Genomic DNA, 23,903 nt, shown 5'->3' on the forward strand with positions numbered 1-23,903 from the left:
ACGATGGCAAATTAACGGCTAAAATCAGGAATATTCCTTAGAAACGTATATTTTTCTGATTCAAAATCCATTCTACAATAAAAATGGTCCAGTCCATTGGTCACCATAAGGTAATCGGCCTTGAGTTCAAGGTTGTATCGGGCAATCTGGTCAAAGGTGGTCTGGTCAATGGTAATTTCGGGAGCCTTGCATTCTACCAGGATACGGATACTTCCATCGGAGTTGAACACCACGACATCATATCGCTTTTTTATATTGTTTACAACCAATTGTTTTTCAACGTTTACCAAGCTCAATGGGTAGTTCTTTTCAAAGGTCAAAAAGTTCACCACGTGTTGCCTTACCCATTCCTCGGGTTGCAATACCACAAACTTTTTACGTATGCGGTCAAAAATGCGCACGTTATTTTCGCTATTTTTGAAGCGGAAATTATACTCTGGAAAATTAAGGGGTACCATTCCGCAAATTTGATGATTTTTTTTGGATGGATGAAGCAAAACGCATAGTTACCGATATTAAAAACGGCACCATTAAACCCATTTATTTTTTATTTGGGGAAGAGCCCTATTATATTGATGCCATTTCAAGTTATATTGAGAAAAACGTACTTGCCGACGAAGAAAAAGGCTTCAATCAGGTCGTGCTTTATGGAAAGGACGTGACCATAGACGATATTGTAGCCAATGCCAAACGCTACCCCATGATGGCCGAACGTCAGGTCGTGGTAGTCAAGGAGGCGCAGCATTTGGTCCGAACCATTGAAAATTTGACCACCTATGTTGAGAATCCGCAAATGACCACGGTCTTGGTCGTGTGTTACAAATACAAAAAGCTAGATAAACGAAAGAAACTCTACAAGGCCGTTCAAAAGGCCGGGGTGTTGTTTGAGAGCAAAAAACTCTATGAAAACCAGGTTTCGGATTGGATCAGGAAAAACCTGCACGGCAGGGGATATAGTATTTCCCACAAGGCCGCTATTTTGCTTACCGAATATTTGGGTACCGATTTGAGTCGCATCAACAACGAACTCCAGAAATTAGAATTGGTATTGCCTAAGGAGAGTGAGATTACCCCGGCAGATATTGAAGAGCATATCGGAATCAGTAAAGATTACAATAACTTTGAACTTAAAAAAGCCATTGGGGAAAGGAACATACTCAAGGCAACGCGTATTATCACCTATTTTGCCCAGAATCCGAAGGACAACCCTTTTGTGTTGACCATAACCTTATTGAATACGTTTTTCACCCAATTATTGCAGTATCATGGCCTAAAGGACCATTCGCCCAAGAGCGTTGCGAGTGCCCTACGTATCAACCCATATTTCGTGGGGGAATTTCAGACGGCCGCACGTAACTATCCTATGAAAAAAGTAAGTGCCGTAATCTCTGCTTTGCGCGAGATGGACATGCAGGGAAAGGGTGTTGGAGCCAACGTTCCGTCCCAAGCAGACTTACTTAAGGAGTTATTGGTGAAAATTATATAAAGGGGACTTACCTTTTGTCTACGCTGTATTTACCGGGGCCAACAAGCATTATGGTTATGAATATGGTCAAGTAAACCAAGGCCATTTCTTTCTTTTGAAAAGGGTCTGCACCATGAGCAATAAAGGCAGCTACGGCCATAGTGATTGCTGTAGGTATTGCCGCCCATCTTGTCTTAAATCCGAAAATGATTAAAATAGGGCAAACCAATTCTGCCAATACGGCTAAAAATAGTGAGGGGGTGGAACCAATACCTATCGGGTCGGCAAAGTCAGCGCCATTGATCAACATTTGTAATTTTCCATACCCGTGAACGGCCATCATTGAAGATGCGGCAATACGTAAGAAAGCAAGGCCGATATCCTTTAAAAGTGTGTTAGACATAGTAGATTTCAATTTATAATAAAGATAAAAGTATTCTTTTTTACGAATTGGGCAAAATGCATTCCGACAAATGCCATACAAATATGGGGCAGGCAGGGCCTAGCCCATAGGGCGTAGTATGTCAATTGGGTTGATACTTAAAGTGTTAGCGTAATTTTGGGTAATTTTGAGGGTCGGCCTCGCTCATAATGGCATATACCTTTTCAAAAACATCTTCGGCATTGGGTTTTGAAAAATAGTCGCCATCGGTACCGTACGCAGGCCTATGTGCTTTGGAGCTCAAGGTTTGCGGAGCGGAATCCAAATAGGCGTAGGCCCCTTGTTTTTCGATGATTTCGTTTAGCAAATAAGCGGAACAGCCTCCGGGTACGTCCTCGTCTATGACCAATATTCGATTTGTTTTTTGTACGCTCTTTACCGTGTCTTCGTACACGTCAAAGGGCAATAGGGTCTGTGCGTCGATTACCTCTGCATCGATACCTACTTCTTTTAGCTCGTCTGCCGCTTGCATAACGATCCTAAGGGTAGAGCCGTAAGACACCAATGTAATATCGCTACCCTCTTTTAAGGTCTCGACCTTTCCTATGGGCGTGCAAAATTCACCTAGGTTGGTAGGTTTGTCCTCCTTTAACCGATAACCGTTCAGGCTTTCTATGACCAGGGCGGGTTCGTCGGTTTTTAGAAGGGTGTTGTAAAAACCTGCAGCTTGGGTCATGTTTCTAGGGGATAGGATATACATACCGCGCAAGGCGTGTATCAGGGCCGCCATAGGCGAACCGGAGTGCCATATACCCTCAAGACGGTGTCCTCTTGTCCGTACGATAAGGGGTGCTTTTTGCTTTCCGAAGGTACGGTAGCGCAGGCAGGCAACATCGTCGGTCAAAGTGGCCAAGGCATAAAAGATATAATCGAGATATTGAATTTCGGCAATGGGTCGGAGACCGCGTAAGGCCATACCTGTGCCTTGTCCGATAATAGTAGTTTCGCGAATGCCCGTATCGGAAACGCGAAATTTGCCAAACTTGTCCTGTAGGCCTTCAAGCCCTTGGTTTACATCACCGATGGTCCCACTGTCTTCCCCGAATACCAAGGTGTTCGGGTATTGTTCAAATATCTTGTCGAAATTGTCACGAAGTATGATACGGCCATCTACTTTTTCCGTATTGGCGGGATAGTGTGGTTTTACCTCTTTTACACTCAAGGCGCCTGTGGGGCCATCATTGTATAAATCGGCACTGTATTTTGGTTGGGTTTCCTCTAAAAAGGTATTCGTCCATTTTAGAAGGGCTTCCTTTTCGGGAAAGGACTCGCCCAAAACATATCGTAAGGCTTTTCTGGAACTAACGGCCAAATCTTTTTTAATCGGCTCCTCTATGGCTATCAGATCGTTTTTGACCTTGGCTATGAAATTTTTGTTTTGACTTTTTGCAGCCACTTGGTCCAAGAGGACCACCAATTCCTTTTTTAGGGTTTTGTGTTCGGAAAGGTATTCCGACCAAGCTTCCCTTTTTGCCGAACGCACTTCTCGTATAATGCTTTTTTCCAGGGCTTTGAGTTCCTCGTCGGTCGTGATTCCGGTTTCGAGTATCCATTCGCGAAAACGCTTGTTGCAATCGTTATCCTTTTCCCACTCCAGTCGCTCCTTACTCTTGTAGCGCTCGTGTGAACCCGATGAGGAATGTCCTTGGGGTTGGGTGAGTTCGGTAACATGTATGATTACGGGTACGTGTTCTTCGCGAGCAATGTCGGAAGCATTCTCGTAAGCGTGCATCAGGGCGGTATAGTCCCATCCTTTGACCTTGAACATTTCAAAGCCGGGTTTTTCGTCGGTGCGTTTAAAGCCGCTTAGCATTTCGGAAATATCTTCTTTGGTGGTATGGTATTCGGCAGGTACCGATATACCGTAATCGTCGTCCCAAATACTGATGACCATGGGAACTTGTAGTACTCCCGCGGCATTGATGGTCTCTAGGAACATCCCTTCACTGGTACTGGCATTACCAATAGTTCCCCAAGCTACTTCGTTACCGTTTTTGGAAAATTTCGAAGCATCTATATTGTTCAGGTTGCGATACATTTTGGAAGCCTGTGCAAGGCCAAGAAGGCGAGGCATTTGACCTGCGGTACACGAAATATCGCCACTGCTGTTCTTTTGTTCGGTAAGGTTTTTCCAGCTGCCGTCTTCGTTTAGGCTATGGGTGACATAATGCCCTCCCATCTGACGGCCTGCACTCATAGGCTCCTTTTCTATATCGGTAGTGGCGTAAAGACCGTGAAATAAATCCTTCGGGGTCATTAGGCCCAAGGCCATCATAAAAGTCTGGTCGCGATAATAACCACTTCTGAAGTCCCCGTCCTTGAACGATCGGGCCATGGCCAATTGCGGTAGTTCTTTGCCGTCTCCGAAAATGCCGAATTTTGCCTTACCGGTCAAGACCTCTTTTCTACCCAATAAACTGCAGGTCCTGCTAAGCACCGCAATTTTATAATCGTTTAAAATTTGGGTTTTAAAATCATCAAACGAAATGTCATTACTAGTTTTAGGCGAAATATCCATTAAGCAAATCGAGTTTCTACAAAAATAACAAACTGAAAGCATTTTTACAATGCCAATTTATCATAGTTGATTAAAAAATAATTAATAATATACCTTTAGAAATGATCTTTTGGTAATTTTAAATCCGTATTTCGATTTTTTTTTAGAGATTCTTTGATCGGGTCAGAACCACTTTCTGGTAAACAGACCAATAAGGGTTTTTGGGCTTACGGTAACGATAAAGCGAATTTTTTCTCCGTATTGGGGCTGGGCGACTTCCCATCCATTATTGGAATACATCGGAAAATAAAGTTCAAAATAGTCGGTCAGTAGATTGAGGCGGACCCCCGCATCGTAAACGAACTTGCCACTTACCCCTTTGTTCTTTACATAACCTAGGTCACTGTATACTTCAATCCATCGCCAAAGGTTGACACTGGTATTTATGGTCGTTAGGTAGTCGTTGGCGAATCGATATTCTTGGGGAAGAAAAGACTTAAAACCACCTTCCGCTATTATGATCTGCTGACTGTAAATGCCGGAATCTTCAGATCGTCCGAGGTAGCCGTAGTCGAACAGATAATCGGTAGGTCGGTCAAGGGCAAAGCTGAAGTAGTTCGGGTCTTTGTACTCGGTAGTCTTGTTTCTGATAAACTTACCCGCGTAGAAGCGGAAGTTGAATTGACGGTTGTTCTCGAAAAGTTTACGATATTCAAGTTCAAAGGCCACCTTACTGAAATCACTGGCGTGTTGTGCGTCGGCAAACCAAGAGATATAGTTGATGATTCCCGGATTGCGATTGGTGTATCTTAGGTTCAGTACGCTGTAATCGGGAGGCGTTTCAAAATCGCCGAGATTTTCGGCCTTGTCCCTTAGTACGTTAACGTACCTTAAGTTTAAAAACTCCCTTTTGTTCGAAATCAGATTGGAGGGTCTCCAGCCGAAGGTGACAGAAGGGGTTATGGTAGAGTAGCGCGAATTGGCCTGAAAGTGATAGGTAGAACCGGCTACACTGTAATTGGCCACGTAAAGTCCGCTCTTGCTCAGGTATTTTCTATAGGTAACCCTTCCCGAGCCCACAAAGGCTTTTTCACGAAAGGAGTAGGAGGGGGCAAAATCGTAAACGAAGGGGCGCTCTAATAAGGTTTTGTTGTAGAGGCGCATACCGGGCGTCCATCCGTCGTAAATATTGAAATTTAAAATCGGTACGTAAAAGACCTGATTGTAGTAGGGGTTTTCGGAATCGCGAAAGAACGTAAATTTCAACTTTTTGTTTCCGGAAAAGAAGCCGCCTAAAGATTTCCAGTTGTCCCTTTGGTTGAATTCGGGTATTTTCTGGTCGTAGTTCAATACCAGACGTTTTTCACCGTTCTTCGGAATGGTCACCGTCTTGATCGTATTGATGTCCGAAAACCAATATTTAGATACTACCGAATCGTTCTTGAGCCCGAATAGGGAAATGGGAACATTGGTTCCTTTTTTGTTCTTTATGGTCACCCGAAGTGAATCTTCGGTCTTTTCTACCTTTTTGATCTTAAAGTCTATTTTTCTATCGGTGGAGACGTATTCGTTAAAGAACCAGTCGATGTCAATATTGGTTTCCCTTTTTAAAATAGACTCAAAATCGAGGGTCTTGACTTGACTTAGTTTATAATGTTTGTAAAAGGTTTTTATGCTTTTGTCGACCTTTTCCTTACCGATATAACTGGCGAGGTAGGAGAGACCGAGTCCGGCCTTATACTTGTTGGCTATTTTTTGGTTGAACTTGATGAGTGAGTCGTTACTGGTATTCAGCGGTTGGTCTAAATTGGTACGTGCAGTAAGCATATAGAGGAAGGGATACTGCTCGTTAAAGTCCATTTTAGCCAGATTGAAACTGCGAATACCCCAGATCCTTGATAGTTTTCCCAATAGTTTTTGATCGGGATAGTATTTTTCAACATAGGCAATCATCAGGTAATTGGCGATGGCATCGCTTAGCCATTGTTCTTTTCGAGGGTCGAGAAATAAGGTTTCTTCAAGAATATTGATCAGTGCTGTCTTTAAAAACTTCATTTCAAATTGAAACTGTTCTTCGTAGGGCCTGATGAAGGAGGGCAATTGGTTGATGCCGTACAAGGGATTTTTTTCATAGTCCAATTGGCTGACCAAGAGCTGGGAATGGGGAAATTTGCCTAGGTTGTTCTCGATAAACTCCGTTACCCGATTGATGGAAATGCCCTTGCCGATTTCGTCATATTTTGAGGCTTCAATATCGGTTATGACCGTCATCTGTGGTGTTACGTGGGTAACGAAGCGCTTTTGGGGGCTCAGTAAGATCTCGCAGTTTTTTTGTTGTGTAGCCGAAAGTTGGGCCATTTGACCGTTCGGGAAATTACTATTGCCCAATATGGTAAAGTTGGAGGCCAAGTATAAGTGGGGCGGGTAGACGAAATTGACCACCGTTTCCGTCACTCCGGTATAAAGGTCTTCAAGGTTTTTGTTAGAGTACAGATGCCACGTGCCGTCAAAGTAGGCGGGGGTCAGGTACCAATCCTTTAGATAGAAACTGTTCTTTTTCTTGTCGTAACCATAAGGCGTAAACTTGTTTTCAGGAAGCTTTATAGTATAGGTAAGGAAGAGCTTGGTCGATTCACCTGGCGGTAAGGGACTGTTCAATTCTACCTTCAAGATGTCCAGTTCCTTGGTACGCCGCCAAAAGAGGCCCCTATACTCATCGTCAACGGCACTTATGATCGTGGTATATCCGCGTTCTTCGTTCTTTGCGAGGTGCAAACTCTTTTTGAATTCCTCTGAAAACCGCTTGGCCAACCCCGTGTTTTTACTGGCGTAGGCATGGGCCCAATCATTGAAATAAAGGGTGCTAAGGGTGACGTTCGAATTGTTGTGATAGGTGAATTCCTGTTGAATACGTATTTCCTTGCTTTCCCCGTCGAGGTTGGCCGTGAGTACGTTCTGGTGCTGCGCCGAAAGTACCCCGATACCGGATATCGATACAGCACCTAGAAAAAAACAATATATGAGGGATTTTAATTTCAAGGAAGGCATTAAAAATTAGGACTCAGATTTCGGCCTTTGTAGAAAGCATCGATAATATCGACCACTTCATCTTCGGTGTCCGCAATCTTAATAAGGTCTAGGTCATTGGGACTAATATTTTTTACGCCGAGCATGGTATTCTTTATCCAATCTATCAACCCGGACCAGAATTCGCTGCCGACCAAGATGATGGGAAACTTTTCTATTTTATTGGTTTGGATAAGGGTAATGGCTTCAAAGAGTTCGTCAAGGGTGCCAAAACCACCGGGCATTACGACAAAACCTTGGGAGTATTTTACGAACATGACCTTTCTGACGAAAAAGTAATCGAAGTCCAAGCTCTTATCCGAATCGATATAGGGGTTGTCGTGTTGTTCAAAGGGCAGGTCTATATTCAGTCCTACCGACGTACCATCGGCAAGGTGGGCCCCTTTGTTACCAGCTTCCATAATGCCTGGCCCTCCACCGGTAATGACACCGTAGCCTGCTTCTGCAATACTTTTGGCAATGCTTACGGCCAACTCGTAATACCTTTCACCCTCCTTGGTACGGGCCGAACCGAAAATAGAAACACAGGGGCCAATGGTACCCATCTTTTCAAATCCCATTACAAACTCGCCCATTATTTTAAAAATGGCCCAAGAATCGTTCGTTTTTATTTCGTTCCAACCTTTGTGGTGTTGTTCTTTTCTCATGTATGCTAATTCATTTATTCGTGGGTTGTTTACCCGACTAACAGTATTGACTATGGCTTGGATAAGGGCGGGGTGCTAGCTCCCGTCACTTAAAATCAGCCAATGAATTTATTACTTTTATTTTAGAGTGGCACAAAACTCGTTTAAATTTTAAGCTATAAGTAAAACTCCCTGTGCCCGTATTTAGTATTCGGTTACCGAACTCCAGTTTTCACCTGTTTTAATGCGGTGCAACTGCATTTCCGAAATGCCGAATTGTTTTGCGATCATTTTTAAACGTGTCCTGCGGTTGGGGTCGTTTAGTTTTCTCTTGATCAATTTGACCTTGGTTTCCGTAAGCTTGGAGTAGGTAATTCGCCTTGGTTTGTTCTTCCATTTAGGGCTACTGAACTGGTGCTCCTCCTTTTCTTTTTTTGTTGCCCATTTCAGGTTGTCCACATGGTTGTTCGTCTTGTCGTAATCGAGATGAATGACGAAAACGCCATCTTTTTGTTCTAAAAAATGTTCGGCTACCAATTTGTGAACGTACCTACTGGTCGATTTTCCGTTCCGTTTTTGCTTTAAGGGCAAGTTTTGGTATCCATTTATGAAGGATTCGGTAACCAAGAACTCTTCAGGGCCTTTACAATTGAGTATCCGGCCGTAATTTGATATTTTAAACTTTTCGTTTTCCGCTATCTTATCATCGAATTCAATTTCTTTCCATTCTTCGTTCCAATAGTTTCGCGTCATTTTCTATGTTCTTTTTCAAATACATATAATATTTCTTTCTTTTCAGTCCGGTATGTTCAGCTCAGGTCTCAAATATTTGGCCGTATAACTTTTTTTGTCCTGGGCCACTTCTTCGGGTGTTCCTTGGGCAACGACCTTGCCGCCGCCACGCCCCCCCTCATAGCCGATATCGATAATATAGTCGACCATTTTAATAACATCCATATTGTGCTCAATGACCAATATGGTATTTCCTTTGTCTACCAATCGGGTCAAAACTTCCATTAAAACACGAATATCTTCAAAGTGGAGTCCTGTTGTGGGTTCGTCCAAGATATAAAAAGTATTGCCCGTATCCCGTTTAGAAAGTTCCGTGGCCAGCTTAATGCGCTGGGCTTCACCTCCGGAAAGGGTAGTGGACTGCTGTCCTAGGGAAATATATCCCAATCCGACATCTTGTATGGTCTTTAACTTACGATAAATTTTGGGGATAAGCTCAAAAAAATCAACCGCTTCGTTGATCGTCATCTCCAAAACGTCTGCAATAGATTTGCCCTTATATCGTATTTCAAGGGTTTCACGGTTAAAACGCTTGCCATTACAGGTTTCACATTCTACGTATACATCGGGTAAAAAATTCATTTCTATGACCCGGAGTCCCCCACCTTGGCAAGTTTCACATCGGCCGCCTTTGACGTTGAAACTAAATCGGCCGGGTTTGTACCCCCTAATGGCGGCTTCCGGGGTTTTGGCAAAAAGCGAACGGATTTCGCCGAAAACACCGGTATAGGTGGCCGGGTTGGAACGTGGGGTTCTTCCTATAGGCGACTGGTTGATGTCTATTACCTTGTCAATATGTTCTAGGCCCGTAATTTTTTTATAGGGCATAGGTTTTTTTACGCCATTGAAATAATGGGCGTTCATAATAGGGTAGAGGGTTTCGTTGATCAAGGTCGATTTTCCACTGCCTGAAACTCCAGTAACACCGATCATCTGTCCTAAAGGAAAAGAGACCGTAACGTTTTTCAGGTTGTTTCCGGTAGAGCCGGAAAGCGTTATTTTCTTGCCATTGCCCTTTCTGCGCTTTTTGGGAACTGCAATTTCCTTTTTGCCCGTAATGTAATCGGCCGTAAGGGTATTTTCGTTTTTTAGCTCATCGGGATGCCCTTGGGAAATAATTTCACCGCCGTGTTTACCGGCCCTAGGTCCGATATCGATCACATGGTCGGCGCATTCGATCATATCGCGGTCGTGTTCTACTACGATAACGGAGTTTCCGATGTCTCTTAGGGCCTCCAAAGATTTGATCAGGCGGGTGTTGTCCCTTTGGTGAAGGCCAATGCTAGGCTCATCGAGAATGTAAAGTACCCCGACCAATTGAGAACCGATCTGGGTGGCCAGGCGAATACGCTGGGCTTCCCCTCCCGAAAGGGATTTAGAGCTTCGGTTCAAGGAGAGGTAATCAAGGCCTACATCCAAGAGGAATTGAATACGGGTCTTGATCTCTTTAATGATCTCTTCGGCAATCTTAAGCTGGTTGCCTTCCAGTTTCTTCTCAAGCCCCTTGAAGAATTCGGCCAATTCCGCAATATCCAAATGGGCCAATTCCGCGATGTTCCTTTCGTCTATTTTAAAGTAGAGGGACTCTTTTCGCAGGCGGGCGCCTTCGCATTCGGGACAAGTGATTCTGTCCATATATTCCTTGGCCCAGCGCTTTAATGCCGTTGTTCCTGCTTCCTCGTATTGGCTTTTGATAAAGTTGGCAATACCTTCGTAGTCGATTTTATAGTTGCGCTTTACGCCTAGGGTCTTCGAATCTACCTCAAAGGTTTCGTGTCCGCCGTTGAGTAGCACATCGATGGCCTCTTCGGAAATGCTGGAGATGGGATCGGTGAGCTCAAAGTTGTAGCGTTGGCCAATGGTCTCTATCTGCTTGAACGCCCACGATTTTTTATAATCGCCCAAGGGAGCGATCCCCCCGGATTTTATGGATAATTTTTTATTGGGAAAAATCTTTTTTTCGTTTACCTCGTATACATGGCCCAACCCGTTACAATTGGGGCACATGCCCTTGGGTGAATTAAAGGAAAAGGTATTGGGTTCGGGTACGGGGTAGGAGATGCCCGTTGAGGGACACATCAGGTCTCGGCTAAAATACCGCGCCACGGTCTGCCCTTCTTCCAAGACCATGAGTACGTTTTCACCACTGTACATGGCGGTATTTATGGTTTCGGAAAGACGCTTGTCCATGTCCTCGGTATCGGAAACTTTAAGGCGGTCGATAACGATTTCAATGTCGTGGGTCTTGTAGCGGTCTACTTTCATGCCCTTGACGATATCCTTCACTTCGCCATCGATCCGTACTTTTACGAAGCCTTGTTTGGCAATTTGCTCAAAAAGCTCGCGATAATGCCCTTTTCTTGATTTGATGACCGGGGCGAGTACGTTTATCTTTTTTCCGTTATAGTCTTTCTTAATAAGTTCCTTGATCTGGTCGTCGCTATAACTCACCATTTTTTCGCCCGTATTGTAACTGTAGGCATCGCCGGCACGGGCAAAAAGTAAGCGGAGGAAGTCGTATATCTCCGTAATGGTGCCCACGGTCGAACGCGGTGATTTGGATGTGGTCTTCTGTTCTATGGCAATCACCGGTGAAAGTCCATCGATCTTGTCTACATCGGGTCTTTCCAATCCCCCTAAAAACTGACGGGCATAGGCCGAGAAGGTTTCGATGTAACGACGTTGGCCTTCGGCATAGATCGTGTCGAAGGCAAGGGAAGATTTCCCACTTCCTGAAAGTCCGGTTATAACCACCAGCTTTTCCCGGGGTATGGTAACATCTATATTTTTAAGGTTATGGACACGGGCGCCCTGAACCTCAATATTTTCTTCGTAATTTATCATTTTCTATAGCAAAGTGGCAAAGGTACGTTTTTGACCCTTAAGAAAGAAGCGACCTTTACTTATATCTATGTTAAGGTAATTAGGGCCAACACCCTAAATAAAAGGTGTTTCGAACGATATGGGCACACATTTAACGCGATAAAAGCCCTCTCTTTGCGCAGTATTTTCAAAGCGGGCGTTAAGCGGTGGGGCTAAACCGCTTTTTTTTCGCTTAAATATTTCCAATACCGCTTGGGTACATGTTGTTTGTGAAGCTTTAAATTAATGCGCGATTTTATATTGGTGCTTTTAAAGTAATTGTTCCAGAGGTCTTGATAGTTGTATTCCTCATCGGTAAAATGGGCACTTTTGTTTATGCTGTTGGTATGGATGTCATCAAGGTCTAGGGATACGATTTCCACTCGGTTCAAATCGTAAAAAATTCCGTATTTCCGTTTGATATCGTAAATCAGCCATTGCTGGTCGGCATATCTTGAGCGAAAGTGTTTTGAAATAAGGGGAAGCACATTGAAATCAGGCTCTATGTTGGCGAAATAGATTTCGTCTTTGGTCAATTGAAACCTTACAAAGGCTTCCATACGATGCTTTTCACGACCCACGGAACGAGCGAGTTGACTGATCTTTAGCACGAGGCCGTCCGAGTAATCGGAGGCAATGGAAGTATCGGAGGCGAACATTTTCCGAATAAAGCGGTAGAGCAAGATCTCAATGCCCTTATGCTCGCTTAAAAATGCAAAGTAGATGTCCTTTATGGCGCTGTGGCTCTTCTTATGAATTCCGTTCCAGACCCTTTTGGCCTTGTCCATTTGGGTGAAAATGGTTTCCGTTTCCGAGAATAGTCCGTTTTGGCAGACCGAGTGTTTCTGAATATCGGACACCACTGCCTTTTCTTCAAAGGCCACAAATATGGCCGTAAGAAATCCGTTGAAACTACCGTCGTAAATAAGGGTCTTAGTCGAATTCATAATACATGCTTTTTTTCGGTTACTACTTTAGCTTATGTGCATTCCATTAAAACAATTGCAATTGGTTACTATATTCCTTTCTAAACTTTCCTGTCGAATTCTGAAGGATCAATCCCTTTATCTTGGCGCCTTCCATATCCCTATGTTCCCATTTGCTGGAATCACAGACAATGAAATACTTGGCACGGTTCAAGGCCACGCCAATTTTTTTAAGGTGCTCCCAGTTGAGTTTTCTAAAGCGCCGGGCACTAATGATTTTATGGACGCTTTTCATACCGAGGCCCGGTATGCGCGCCAATACGCTTTTATCGGCTTTATTGATGTCTATGGGGAAGTATTGCATGTTCCGAAGGGCCCAGCCTAATTTAGGGTCTACGTCCATATCGAGGTTGGGGTGGTCGTTGTTTAGAAGTTCTTGGACCCCAAAGCCGTAGAAGCGCAAGAGCCAATCGGTCTGGTAGAGTCTATTTTCCCTGAGCATGGGCACTTGGGTCCCGATGGCAGGTAATCGGCTATCGTCCGCTACCGGTACATAGCCCGAATAATAGACCCGCTTCATATGGTAGGTTTTGTAATAGTATGTGGCCGAGTACATAATATCTTTGTCCGATTCCCCGGTTGCGCCTACGATCATTTGGGTGCTTTGCCCGGCAGGGGCGTATTTAGGGGTGCTTTTAATGATTTTTTTCTCCGATTTATATTGAATGATTTCGTTTTTCACCTTTAGCATAGGCTTGGTAAAATCTTCGTGTTTTTTGTCGGGGGCCAAAAGTTTGAGCTCTGAAATTGTGGGCACCTCGATGTTGACCGATAATCGATCGGCGTAGAGTCCCGCTTCACGCATAAGCTCGTCACTTGCCCCGGGAATGGATTTTAAATGGATGTAACCGTTGAAATTCTCTTCCAAACGGAGTTTTTTGGCAACGGCCACTAAGCGCTCCATGGTGTAATCGGGACTTTTAAAAATGCCCGAGCTGAGAAATAGGCCTTCGATATAGTTACGGCGATAAAAATTGATGGTCAGGTCTACTACCTCTTGGATCTTGAATGCGGCCCGTTGCACGTCGTTACTCTTGCGGGTTACACAGTAGGCACAGTCAAAAATGCAGTGGTTGGTCAAGAGGATCTTGAGCAGGGAAACACACCTGCCGTCTTCCGTATAGCTGTGGCAGATACCCATGCCGCTACTGTCGCCTAGCCCATTTGTGTTGTTCTTGCGAACGCTTCCGCTGCTGGAGCACGAAACGTCGTACTTGGCGGCATCGGCCAAGATGTTCAATTTTTCCTTTATTCTATCAAATGACAATGACATAGGTGGGTTTGTATTTATTCCAAAATTATGGAAAAAATCCATATTATGGATATAATCCAAATAATATTTTGGATATATTCCAAAATGTGTATATTTGAAAATGAAAGGGTGGTGGAAACTTCAAGCCCTCGACAGTTTTGAACAAGAGACCCAATGCAAGAGTTCTATGGAAAATGAAATCACATTAAAACGATTTATCGAGGTACGCCGAGACTTGGGCTATACCCAAGCCGAATTTGCAAAATTATTAGGGCTGTCGAGTACTACGGCCGATATTGAAAGGGGGAGGACCAAACTTTCGGGAAAGGTGGTAATGGAGCTGTTGAAGCAGTTTAAGATCAATCCCCTATGGCTATTTGGAAGTAGCGACAATCAGTACTTGGAGACTTCGAAGACCAGCGTTATCCCAAAAGTCGTAACGGTCGATAACTCGGGAAATGAAAATATGGTCTTGGTGAATGCCAAGGCAGCGGCTGGCTATCCGCAAAACATTCAGGATACAAGCTGGTACGAACAGTTGCCGGCCTTCGACCTTCCGATACCGGAATTCAGGAATGCTACCTATCGGGGGTTTCAGGTAGAAGGGGATAGTATGCTCCCGAATTTAAAACCGGGCGAATGGGTCTTGGCCAGGGCCGTAGAGCATATCGACGATGTGAGTCCCAATAAAATGTACGTAGTGGTTTTGGAAGATGCGGTATTGGTCAAAAAAGTGGAAAAGCGCCCGAATTCGAACAACATTACCCTGGTTTCATTGAACGAGACCTATCCTCCCTATGAAATCAAACCGTATCAAATACAGGAAATTTGGCAGGTAAGTAGTAGGATTACCTTCGGGGAAGACGCTACTACGGAGAAAGGGCTTTTAAAACAATTGAAAGAGTCTATGGACGAACTCAAAAGTCAGTTACGCCACGTAAAGAAGGTCTAGACCTACTTCATGACCTTGGTACTTTTAGATTGTAGACCCCGCTTTCACGCAGGGTAAAACCTAGGCTTTTGTACAGGGCGATCGCCTTGGTTCTATGGTGGCCCGAAAATAAAAGGATATCATCTATATTCTTGTGTTGGGCCTCTTGCAAGAGTTTCTCCATTAATTTTCTACCGATTCCCTTACCTCGATGGTCGGCATCGACGACGACATCCTCCACCAGTCCCCGATAACCTGAAATCACTTTATAGGTAGCCAATAAGGCCATGCCAACGATTTGCCCTTCTTCTTTACAAACCACAAAGATAACTTGGTTGTCATCTTGAAGTATTTGATGCAAAGGTCGCTGTTCATTCTTGTCGTTCAGTTGTTTATATAGATTTTTTATCTGTAACTGAATGTCGTCGTTCAGGTCGTATTTGTGTAAAATTTCAATAGTCATACCAGGTGATTTGTCGTCTTTAAAGGCCATAAAACTAAGCATATATTGGATGCGAACATCTTCGTTTTTCTTAAATTGATCCTAAAATATAGAAGGGGTCAGTACATGGTATTTGGGTTTGCCGATGTTTTAGGAATCTGTTGAATGGAGTCCCAGTGTTCGCATATTTTCCCCTCCGTGTCAAAGCGGAAAAAATCCATGGTGATATATTGGTCGTTATCTGGCCAGATTTGGTGCGTGTGCAGGGCCACTAAATCACCCTCGGCAACGGCCCGAACGAATTTAATGGACTTTTCGGGATATTCCCTTTGCATTCTCTCAAAGTAATCGATAAAGCCTTTAGGGCCATTGGCCACATGGGGGTTGTGTTGAATATAGGTCCCGCCACAATACTTTTCTATGGCCGCCTTGGGCTTGCCTTCGTAGGCCATTCGGTAAAAGTCAATGGCATTTTTCTTGTTTTCCTTGATATTCATATATCTAAATTTTTAATGGACTTGGGTTAGCTGGATAGGGTGAAGGATATTTTGATACCCTGTATGATCATGTCGGTTCCTATAATGGCGATGATCAATCCCATGATTTTCCCGATTACCGATATGACGTTATGCCCGATTTTTTTGATAAAGAGTTCACTTAACATAAACGAGATATAGGTCATCCAGCACAAGAGGCCGAAAATCACGATGACCATTATGATTTTGAGGTATCCGGCGTTTGAAACAAAGTTCATTCCGGTAACAATGGTTCCCGGTCCCGCCAAAATAGGAATGGCTAGGGGCGATATGGCAATATCCTCATCAATATGGGTTTCCTTTAAATGCTTTACGTTAGACTTTTTAGACTGGAGCATATCAAAACCTACTACGAAGATTAAAATCCCCCCTGTAATCTTAAAAGCGGGTATGGTAATACCGAAAAGGAGGAAGATGAATTTCCCTAGAACGAGGAAGAGCGTAACTATGATAAAGGCCGTAAGTGTTGCTTTTTTACTGATGTTCCGTTGGGTGGTTCTATCGGCCCCACCTGCCAAGGATAGAAAGACGGGTATGTTCGACAGCGGATTCATTATAGCAAAAAATCCGGTGAACACGGTAATGGAAAAGGTCATAAGGTTATCCATGTAAAAACAATTTTCCTTTATTGAAAAACCAAAACTGAATTCCGTTTTTCGCGAGGGTTAGCATTTCTTTTTCATCTTTTTTCCAAGGGGAAGGGATGTGATTTACAAGATAGCCAAAAAAACCGTATGACCGGGTAGGGGGGGTACCTGCCCAGACATACGGGAATGTTACATATAGGGGACAGTTTTTATTGAAAATCCGCTGCCCTAAACGGATACTTTCTCGGTTCTTTCTGAATGGTAATCCAATGGGCAACGGTAAACGACTTGACGCCCCATTGTCCGTTAAACCTACCTAAACCGGAATTTTTAACACCACCAAAGGGAGCATAGGCGCTATCGTTGACGGGTTGGTCGTTAATGTGTGTCATACCAGCTTCGATTCCTTGTGCAAATTGCATGCCTTTGGCTTCGTCTCTAGTAAATACAGAACTAGATAAGCCATAATCTGTTGCATTTGCCAATCGTAAAGCATCATCCATATCCTTGGCACGGGCAATGGATACAGCTGGGCCAAAAATTTCATTTTTAAATAGGGGGCAATTTTCATCAACATCCACAAAAACATGTGGAGGCATGTGCCAACCTTCGGCTTCGCCACCAAGGGCCATTTTGTAGCCTTGGGCCTTTGCTTCGTCTATTAAATTTTTAACCGTGTCAAACTGTGCTTGATCAATGATCGGTCCGATAAAGGTGTCGGGGTCGTTCATGTCCAATCTTTTTAGGGTCTTAACCTTGGCTATGAATTTTTCGGTGAATTCATCATAGACTTTGTCTTCTACGATAATTCTGTTTATCGCCATACAAATCTGACCTTGGTTCATAAATTTACCCCATGCGGCAGCTTCAACCGCTTGATCAATATCTGCATCTTCTAAAACAACAAACGGACTGTTGCCACCTAGTTCTAACTCGATGTTTTTTATAACTTCTGCACTCAATGCATTTTGGCCCACTTGACGTCCCACCGGTGTAGATCCTGTAAAAGAAATCAGTTTTGAAATGGGGTGCTTGGTAATGGCCGTACCAATGGTACCTCCACCACCGGGCAATACGCTCAATAATCCTTTTGGAAATCCGGCTTCCTCTAGAAATGAAGCAAATAATAATCCTCCCGTAACTATTGATGTCGATGCTGGTTTTAGAACCACAGCATTACCAACGGCCAATGCCGGACCTAAAGTACGTGCCGTTAATTGCCCAGGAAAGTTCCAAGGCGATATTAAGCCAATGACGCCCAGAGGTTGTCTAACGGCAAGCGATTCTTTTCCGTCAATATCACGAGGTAATATTTTGCCTTCGACCAAGAGGGGCAAATGCACTGAACTTTCAAATACACTGGCGACCAATTCGGCTTCAAATAGGCCTTTGGCCAATGTTGCACCGACTTCCTTTCTTGCCCACTCTGCAAATTCTTGCTTCCGGTTTCTTACCACTTCGGCCAATCTTTGCATCATCCTACTTTTCTCGGGAGGTAATACCGCGGCCCATTTTTTCTGTGCTACCGCTGCTATTTCAAAAGCCTCGTCTACATCTTCGGTTGTTGCACTTTTTAACGTAAACAACTCCTCTTGGTTCCAAGGGTTGATATCTTTTATTGCCGGGCCTTTTCCGTCTTTCCATTCGCCTCCAACAAATATTTTTTGCGTGTAATTGGGTAATTGTTCTTGTGTTTTCATTTTCAATATGTTTAATATGTTCTTATTTATAGTCCTTCTAATTTTCAATTGGGTTCACAAAAAACTCTTGCAGCGAAGATTCTACAATAGCCACTTTCATTAATTTACCTGTAAGCTGTGTGTAAGATTGTTTTCTGTGGATAATGCCGGCTTCATTATTCTTCCAATGTTCTTGTATTACAAAAGAATTTTCTTTTCCCTTTATACTGTAAAATTCAAAGCGAATATTGCCTTCTTCTTGTCTAGTAAGTTCTGTATGCTTAATTAGTTGTTTTAAAAACCTTTCTTTATAACCTTCTTTTATTTCAAATATGAAAAACGATAACACTTCGTTTTTGTCTATTTTGATCCGGCTAAAATCATTCGTTGGTAATGGTTTTTCGTTATTTAGAAATAGGGTTTTAGGCGCTTCTATCAGAGCCGGTTTTACGCGATCTGCAATTCCTCTTTTGTCTACTGCTTCAGAATGTTCATCTAAAGTATTCTGACCTTCATTTATTCCGAAGACCAAAAAATTCCCTGGATTGTTCTTATCTTGAAACAACTTCATTTCTAAAGTGCCTGCCTCCTTACGAACTACATCTTGGTTGGATAGCATTTCTTTTTTAAACAAATCGATCTTATCCGATTTTACTTTAAAGGTTGATAAAATTGTGATTTCCGGGTCGTTCTTTTTATCATAAACCACAGACATTCCTGTGCCCTTATTTAAAATTAAACGCATTTTAGAGTCTGTAACATCAATCTGAATGCAGTCTGTCCCTAAATCCATAGTTCCTAGGGTGCTTGTTCTACAGAAATATTCATCTCGCCAATCCCAAGTGCCTTTAAGTTCTTGTCCTCCAAAATTTCCTTTAATAATTCCGGTACTTGTAGCAATAGATGTTCCGTCTTCATCACCATAATAATTATCAGCTCCTTTTTCTATGTATTCGGATTTAGTAGTGATTCTGTCCCAAGCAGTAGGTTGATAAGCAATTAGTTTATCACCAAAAATATAAGGCGCATAAATGATTTCACCATCTGTATTAATGTCTGCAATACCTTTTGAAGATGTATCAATCAAGTAACTTTTATCGCCATCAAAAGTGAATAATTGCCCAGTAGGATTACTGCTTGCTAACAAAACACCATTTATAGAGGTGACTCCATCAAATACTCCTTTTTTGTTGGAAGAAGCTATTAATTCTATCTTTTTAGAAGTGATATCAATGTTGTATAAAGCTCCAAAATCTTCAGGTTTCCATTCTTTTCGCATTAATCCTTCACCGTTTTCTAATCCGTAATTAGCAACAATTAAGGTGTTGTTTTCTACAAAAACACCATTTGGAAACGGGATTTTATCAGATTGTAACCACACTACTAATTTGTCATTTTCAATGGTGTAAATTTTACCACCTGGCACATCGGAAATGAAAATTTGACCAGTTTTCTGATTAATTGCTAAATCATTTAAAGAACCAGCTTCGTTAGCAGAATAACTCTTTATAATGCTTCCATCGTCTAGATTTATTAGATGCACTTGTTTTTGGTCTGCAACATACAAGGTGTTTTTATAAACATCAGAACCAGTTGGAGATGTTAACCCCGTTGTCCAGTATAGGTTGTCAACTACCCCGTCTTTAGAAACCCGACTTATAAAACCTGGTGCCGCACCGTTAGTATTAGAAACATATAACCATTTATGATTTGGCGATGCGTATACAGATTCTGGCATTTTAAAACCGTCTAATTCCCATTTTACAGCTACAGCAAAATCATTTGTAATTACATCTTTATTTTCTTGTTTTTCAGTAGCTTCTGAAACTTTGGCTGTTGTTCTGTCTTTGCAGCCGGAAAGAATCATTACAAAAAGAAGGGCTGTAATTTTGATAGAATTTTTCATAATCTTGTATTTAAACAGATACAATAACCTTTCCTACCGTTCTACCTTTTTCAACTTCTCTGTGGGCGTCTGCCATAGCCTCAAAAGCAAAGGTCTTATAGATGTTGGGTTTAATAGCTCCGCTTTCTAACATACCTTTTAAAGTGTTCATATCATCGCTATCAGATTTCACAAGCATACTAGAAAGATTTACTTTGTTTGCTTTTGCTATGTCTTGAGCTTCCTTGGGAAAATCTGGTCCAGTAGTTGTGAAAACGTGTCCATTTTCCTTAACCACTTTTACAGAATTGGTAAATACTTTTCCGCCTTGGGTATCCAGAACAAAATCAATATCGGACAATACATCTTCAAAATTTTGCGTGCGATAATCGATGGCTTCATCGGCACCAATGGACAATACAAAATCTTTGTTTTTTGCTGAAGCCGTAGTAATTACATAAGCTCCGAAGCTTTTTGCTATTTGGATCGCAAAGTGACCAACACCACCGGAACCTGCTTGAATCAACACTTTATCGCCTTTATTAATTTTTCCGGATAAGATTTGCAATGCTGTTAAGGCCGCCAAAGTGGTGGCTGCCGCTTCTTCAAAAGAAGTATGGTCTGGCATCTTGGCTAAATGCGCTTCTGGAGCTGCAACAAATTCCGCGTAAGCCTTACCCACACCGGGAAAGTTTACCATTCCGAATACCTTATCGCCTAATTTAAAATCACTTACCTCTGCTCCAACTTCGCTTACTGTACCGGCAATATCCCAACCTAAAATCACAGGTCGCTCTTTACCGTACATCATACCTAACATTTCGTCGTTGTATTTTGGTTTTACATCTGCGGGGTTCAGGGAGATCGCCTTTACGGCAACCAGTACTTCGTTCTTTTTTATGTTAGGTTTTTGTACTTCAGCCAAATGAAGGTTTTCTGGTCCTCCTGCTTTTTCTAATACGATTGCTTTCATTTTTATATGTTTTTTTGATTGATTTATTTCCCGTTTTGTTTAGCCGTAGCCTTTGGAGCTGCACCTTGTTTTAAGTCTTTATTTCTGAATTTTTCTGTTTCTGGAAGTTGTAAATTCACTTGATTTACTTCTTGGACTTCAATAGAAAGCTTGTCAAATTTGATGTCTTCTAGATGTCCCCCAATTTTTTTATCCTTCGATAAAAAGTGAAAGTGCATGCCGGGAATAACAATATTCCCTAAATAATCCGGAGTAAATAAACCTACTAGTGTCCCCTTAATGTTTTCCCTGGTATACATTACCCGCGTGTCTAAATATTCAAATAACGATACATCTTCATTTTCTACTTTATGGGCCGATGCCATTTTCAGGTACTTAAATTCACCTTTAATTCTATATGCATAAAAGCTATTTTTAGAAGTTGAATATTTTTGAAGCTCTCTGGTTAAATCTTCATAGGACTCAATATTTTCAACAGTTACGGTTTGTTTTGGTTGAAAATTTATCATCGTCATATTCGGAGATTCTAAATCATTTGGTGCTTCCGCTATACCACCTTCTGCATCAATCGTATAGACAACACCGTCTACAGCAACCAATTCGCCAGCTAAATGATTTACGGTGCCAATACCAATGTTACCTTGTTGGACCATCTGTTGGGGAGTGATATCGCCTTCGTAAATGCTATTTAATAAGGCAACGGTTGGTGCGTATTGATGAATAGTATTTTCGGTATGTGGTGCTAGGCCATGTTCATCTGTGCTATGCGAATGTGGATGCCCATGCTGGTGCTCGTGTTTTTCTGAAGAAGAAAGCCCTTCTTTTGTCTGATTTCCACAGCTTGCTAAAAGCGCCAAGGAAAATAATAGAATTATTTTTTTCATGATAGTGGTTCTTAGTTGAATTTGATGCTGTGTTTAGATTTCTGTCACAAAATTCATGTATTGCTTTAAATCGCCTATCACAGCTTTTTCCATTAGTTCGCCGGTTTTTACAGCGTACGGTTGATTGAAGTGAACGTCCCAAACATCGGATTCTGTTCTCCAATGCTCATAAACAGCCAAGGTATCTTCTTGCCCATCAACCGTGTATAAATCAAAGAGGATGTTCCCTTCTTCTTCTTTTCTAGTGTGGGTAATATGGTCTTCAAATTGATTTAAAAGTTCGTTTCTGTAGACCGTTTTTATTTTGAATATGAAGAAAATAACGAATACCTCATCTTCGGGGTTTGGTGATTTTGAGTGATCCGGTAGGGGATGGGTATCACCTAAAAAGTAAAAGTCTGGCGCGGTTTGCAAAGCAGTTTGTCCCACTTCCATTAACTTTTTGGTGTGGGGTTCATTGTCGTGAGACCCAATTGCCGCCTTATCTGTCCAACGTTCGTAAACAAAAAACTCATTGGGATCTGATTTGGATACAAATACCCTGATTTCTTTGTTGCCCGCTTCTTTTCTTGTGGCGACCTGTGCTTCTTTTAAGGTTGCCGCAAACATGTCTCTGTGTTCTGGTTTTGTTGTAAATTTTACAATGGTACTTTTCATTTCTATTTAGATTTTGACTATAAAGTCTATTTACAATTGTGTGATTATTGTTTCTTCTGGAAATCTTGATTTTGGAAGCTTAGCATTAAAATCGGTGTCCTTTCTATAACCTAAAGAGACAACTGCCAATGCTGTATATCCTTTTTTGCGTAGACCAAACTCTTCATCCAAGGCTTTTACATCTACACCTTCCATAGGTACGGCGTCTATACCCAAGGCTGCAACCCCCAATAATAAAGACCCCATATTTAAGTATACCTGTTTTTCCATCCAATGTGGAAGGTCTTTGAGGTCGTATTTGTGTATGTCGGCAAACAACATACGTCCACCGTGCATTTGGTCTTTGAATTCTTGGGCCGCAAATCGGCCATCTTTATCTTCTTGTTCCAAAATACTTCTCATATAGGCTTCATCAGCATTTGTTCTTGCGGCGATGACGATAACATGGGATGCATCCAAAATCTTGGGAGTGTTGAATTGAAAAAAACCTTGCGTAGCCTTTGTAATTCGTTCTTTGCCTTCTTGGGTATCGGCGATCAGAAAATGCCAGGGCTGTAGGTTTACACTTGAAGGACTCAAACGCAACAAAGCCTTTACTTGCTCAAAGTCTGAATCTGAGATTTTTTTAGCAGCATCGAATTCTTTTACGGAGTAACGATTGTTTAAAATTTCTGTGATGTTCATTTTATTAAATTTTATACTATCAAAATTATAGCAGCAAAAGTATGTATAGTAGCTTTTTCATGCAATAACGGTCAAAGTTGATAGTATGAATTTAATTTTTTAATTTATTGATAATCAATATTTTATGATGTAAAATTTTTACTATAAAAATTATAGTTGTATGCTAAAGTATAGTTGCGTAAATTTGCATTACTATATATGTAGTACTACCTAGGATAGGTTTTTAAATAAATTGATATATGGATAGAAAAGAATTGTTTGAAAAAAAACCGAAGATTAAGATAAACGGAAAGGTTTCTTCCTGTCCGACCAGTGCAGCAATGGAGTTGATCGGAGGAAAATGGAAGAGTGTTATATTGATCCATTTGGCGGATGACAAGAAGCGCTATAATGAGTTGCGAAAGGAAATAGAGGGAATTACGGAACGTACCCTGAGCTTACAGTTAAAGCAGTTGGAAGCCGATGGTTTGGTGACGCGAAAGGTCTTTTCGAAGAAGCCACCGTTAAAAGTGGTATATGCCTTGACCGAATTCGGCCAAAGTTTGGTGCCCATTCTTCAGAGCATACGCGATTGGGGACTTTTCGCCGCGGAAACCAAGGGCGAATTCTTACTGGAAGATTAGGCCGCATAAGGCA

Annotated in this window: 21 protein-coding genes; 3 read left to right on the plus strand and 18 right to left on the minus strand. The window is 42.2% G+C overall.

Translation table 11 applies throughout. The annotated features are described in order from the left end of the window. Window positions 1-11 precede the first annotated feature (11 nt). A complete protein-coding gene (locus BW980_RS10690) occupies window positions 12-458 on the minus strand; it encodes a type I restriction enzyme HsdR N-terminal domain-containing protein (protein ID WP_076455203.1) in 447 nt (148 codons plus the stop codon). A 26-nt stretch (window positions 459-484) separates the two neighbouring features. Here BW980_RS10690 and holA point away from each other — a divergent pair, with 26 nt between their 5' ends. Further along, window positions 485-1,486 carry a DNA polymerase III subunit delta gene (holA, locus tag BW980_RS10695; protein WP_076455204.1) on the plus strand — a complete coding sequence of 334 codons (1,002 nt, stop codon included), beginning with the start codon at window positions 485-487 and terminating at the stop codon, window positions 1,484-1,486. 7 nt (window positions 1,487-1,493) lie between these two features. Here the strand turns inward: holA and BW980_RS10700 are convergent, their stop codons facing one another. From BW980_RS10700 to BW980_RS10735, 8 genes are all read right to left on the minus strand, one after another. Continuing rightward, a complete protein-coding gene (locus BW980_RS10700; protein WP_076455205.1) occupies window positions 1,494-1,868 on the minus strand; it encodes a DoxX family protein in 375 nt (124 codons plus the stop codon). A 145-nt stretch (window positions 1,869-2,013) separates the two neighbouring features. Beyond that, window positions 2,014-4,425 carry an alpha-ketoacid dehydrogenase subunit alpha/beta gene (locus BW980_RS10705; protein ID WP_076455206.1) on the minus strand — a complete coding sequence of 804 codons (2,412 nt, stop codon included), beginning with the start codon at window positions 4,423-4,425 and terminating at the stop codon, window positions 2,014-2,016. Between the two features lie 162 nt (window positions 4,426-4,587). After that, window positions 4,588-7,452 carry a gluzincin family metallopeptidase gene (locus BW980_RS10710; protein ID WP_076455207.1) on the minus strand — a complete coding sequence of 955 codons (2,865 nt, stop codon included), beginning with the start codon at window positions 7,450-7,452 and terminating at the stop codon, window positions 4,588-4,590. Then, window positions 7,452-8,138: an LOG family protein gene (locus BW980_RS10715; RefSeq protein WP_076455208.1), complete on the minus strand. Its 687-nt coding sequence runs from the start codon at window positions 8,136-8,138 to the stop codon at window positions 7,452-7,454. Before BW980_RS10715 ends, BW980_RS10710 begins: the two co-directional genes overlap by 1 nt. Before the next feature lie 183 nt (window positions 8,139-8,321). Continuing rightward, entirely contained in the window at window positions 8,322-8,870 is a 549-nt protein-coding gene (locus BW980_RS10720; RefSeq protein ID WP_076455209.1) for an HNH endonuclease, read from the minus strand. A 42-nt stretch (window positions 8,871-8,912) separates the two neighbouring features. Next, a complete protein-coding gene (uvrA, locus tag BW980_RS10725) occupies window positions 8,913-11,753 on the minus strand; it encodes an excinuclease ABC subunit UvrA (protein WP_076455210.1) in 2,841 nt (946 codons plus the stop codon). 191 nt (window positions 11,754-11,944) lie between these two features. After that, window positions 11,945-12,718 (minus strand): TIGR03915 family putative DNA repair protein, encoded by a 774-nt coding sequence (locus tag BW980_RS10730; RefSeq protein WP_076455211.1) that lies wholly within the window; start codon window positions 12,716-12,718, stop codon window positions 11,945-11,947. 46 nt (window positions 12,719-12,764) lie between these two features. After that, entirely contained in the window at window positions 12,765-14,024 is a 1,260-nt protein-coding gene (locus BW980_RS10735) for a putative DNA modification/repair radical SAM protein (RefSeq protein WP_076455576.1), read from the minus strand. A 172-nt stretch (window positions 14,025-14,196) separates the two neighbouring features. On the opposite strand from BW980_RS10735, the gene BW980_RS10740 reads away from it, so the two are divergent. Beyond that, the gene (locus BW980_RS10740; protein WP_013995808.1) at window positions 14,197-14,961 is read left to right on the plus strand and encodes an XRE family transcriptional regulator; all 765 of its coding nucleotides are present in this window, start codon (window positions 14,197-14,199) and stop codon (window positions 14,959-14,961) included. 7 nt (window positions 14,962-14,968) lie between these two features. On the opposite strand, the gene BW980_RS10745 is transcribed toward BW980_RS10740, so the two are convergent. The 9 genes from BW980_RS10745 to nfsB form a co-directional block, all read right to left on the minus strand. After that, the gene (locus BW980_RS10745; protein ID WP_217694799.1) at window positions 14,969-15,433 is read right to left on the minus strand and encodes a GNAT family N-acetyltransferase; all 465 of its coding nucleotides are present in this window, start codon (window positions 15,431-15,433) and stop codon (window positions 14,969-14,971) included. A 68-nt stretch (window positions 15,434-15,501) separates the two neighbouring features. Then, entirely contained in the window at window positions 15,502-15,879 is a 378-nt protein-coding gene (locus BW980_RS10750) for a nuclear transport factor 2 family protein (protein ID WP_076455212.1), read from the minus strand. A 26-nt stretch (window positions 15,880-15,905) separates the two neighbouring features. Then, window positions 15,906-16,526, minus strand: a complete 621-nt coding sequence (locus BW980_RS10755; protein ID WP_076455213.1) for a MarC family protein — start codon at window positions 16,524-16,526, stop codon at window positions 15,906-15,908. 188 nt (window positions 16,527-16,714) lie between these two features. After that, window positions 16,715-18,205 (minus strand): aldehyde dehydrogenase family protein, encoded by a 1,491-nt coding sequence (locus tag BW980_RS10760; RefSeq protein WP_076455578.1) that lies wholly within the window; start codon window positions 18,203-18,205, stop codon window positions 16,715-16,717. 37 nt (window positions 18,206-18,242) lie between these two features. Beyond that, the gene (locus tag BW980_RS10765) at window positions 18,243-20,090 is read right to left on the minus strand and encodes an antibiotic biosynthesis monooxygenase (protein WP_076455214.1); all 1,848 of its coding nucleotides are present in this window, start codon (window positions 20,088-20,090) and stop codon (window positions 18,243-18,245) included. A 10-nt stretch (window positions 20,091-20,100) separates the two neighbouring features. After that, window positions 20,101-21,042 carry an NADP-dependent oxidoreductase gene (locus tag BW980_RS10770; protein ID WP_076455215.1) on the minus strand — a complete coding sequence of 314 codons (942 nt, stop codon included), beginning with the start codon at window positions 21,040-21,042 and terminating at the stop codon, window positions 20,101-20,103. 23 nt (window positions 21,043-21,065) lie between these two features. Continuing rightward, window positions 21,066-21,926 (minus strand): acetolactate decarboxylase, encoded by an 861-nt coding sequence (gene budA, locus BW980_RS10775; protein WP_076455216.1) that lies wholly within the window; start codon window positions 21,924-21,926, stop codon window positions 21,066-21,068. Between the two features lie 33 nt (window positions 21,927-21,959). Next, entirely contained in the window at window positions 21,960-22,583 is a 624-nt protein-coding gene (locus BW980_RS10780; protein WP_076455217.1) for a putative quinol monooxygenase, read from the minus strand. A 30-nt stretch (window positions 22,584-22,613) separates the two neighbouring features. Then, window positions 22,614-23,267: an oxygen-insensitive NAD(P)H nitroreductase gene (gene nfsB / locus BW980_RS10785; RefSeq protein WP_076455218.1), complete on the minus strand. Its 654-nt coding sequence runs from the start codon at window positions 23,265-23,267 to the stop codon at window positions 22,614-22,616. A gap of 239 nt (window positions 23,268-23,506) precedes the next feature. Between nfsB and BW980_RS10790 the strand changes: the two genes are divergently transcribed. Continuing rightward, window positions 23,507-23,890 (plus strand): winged helix-turn-helix transcriptional regulator, encoded by a 384-nt coding sequence (locus BW980_RS10790; protein WP_076455219.1) that lies wholly within the window; start codon window positions 23,507-23,509, stop codon window positions 23,888-23,890. Window positions 23,891-23,903 lie beyond the last annotated feature (13 nt).

It is taken from the genome of Zobellia uliginosa, assembly GCF_900156625.1.
Taxonomy (GTDB): Bacteria; Bacteroidota; Bacteroidia; order Flavobacteriales; family Flavobacteriaceae; genus Zobellia; species Zobellia uliginosa.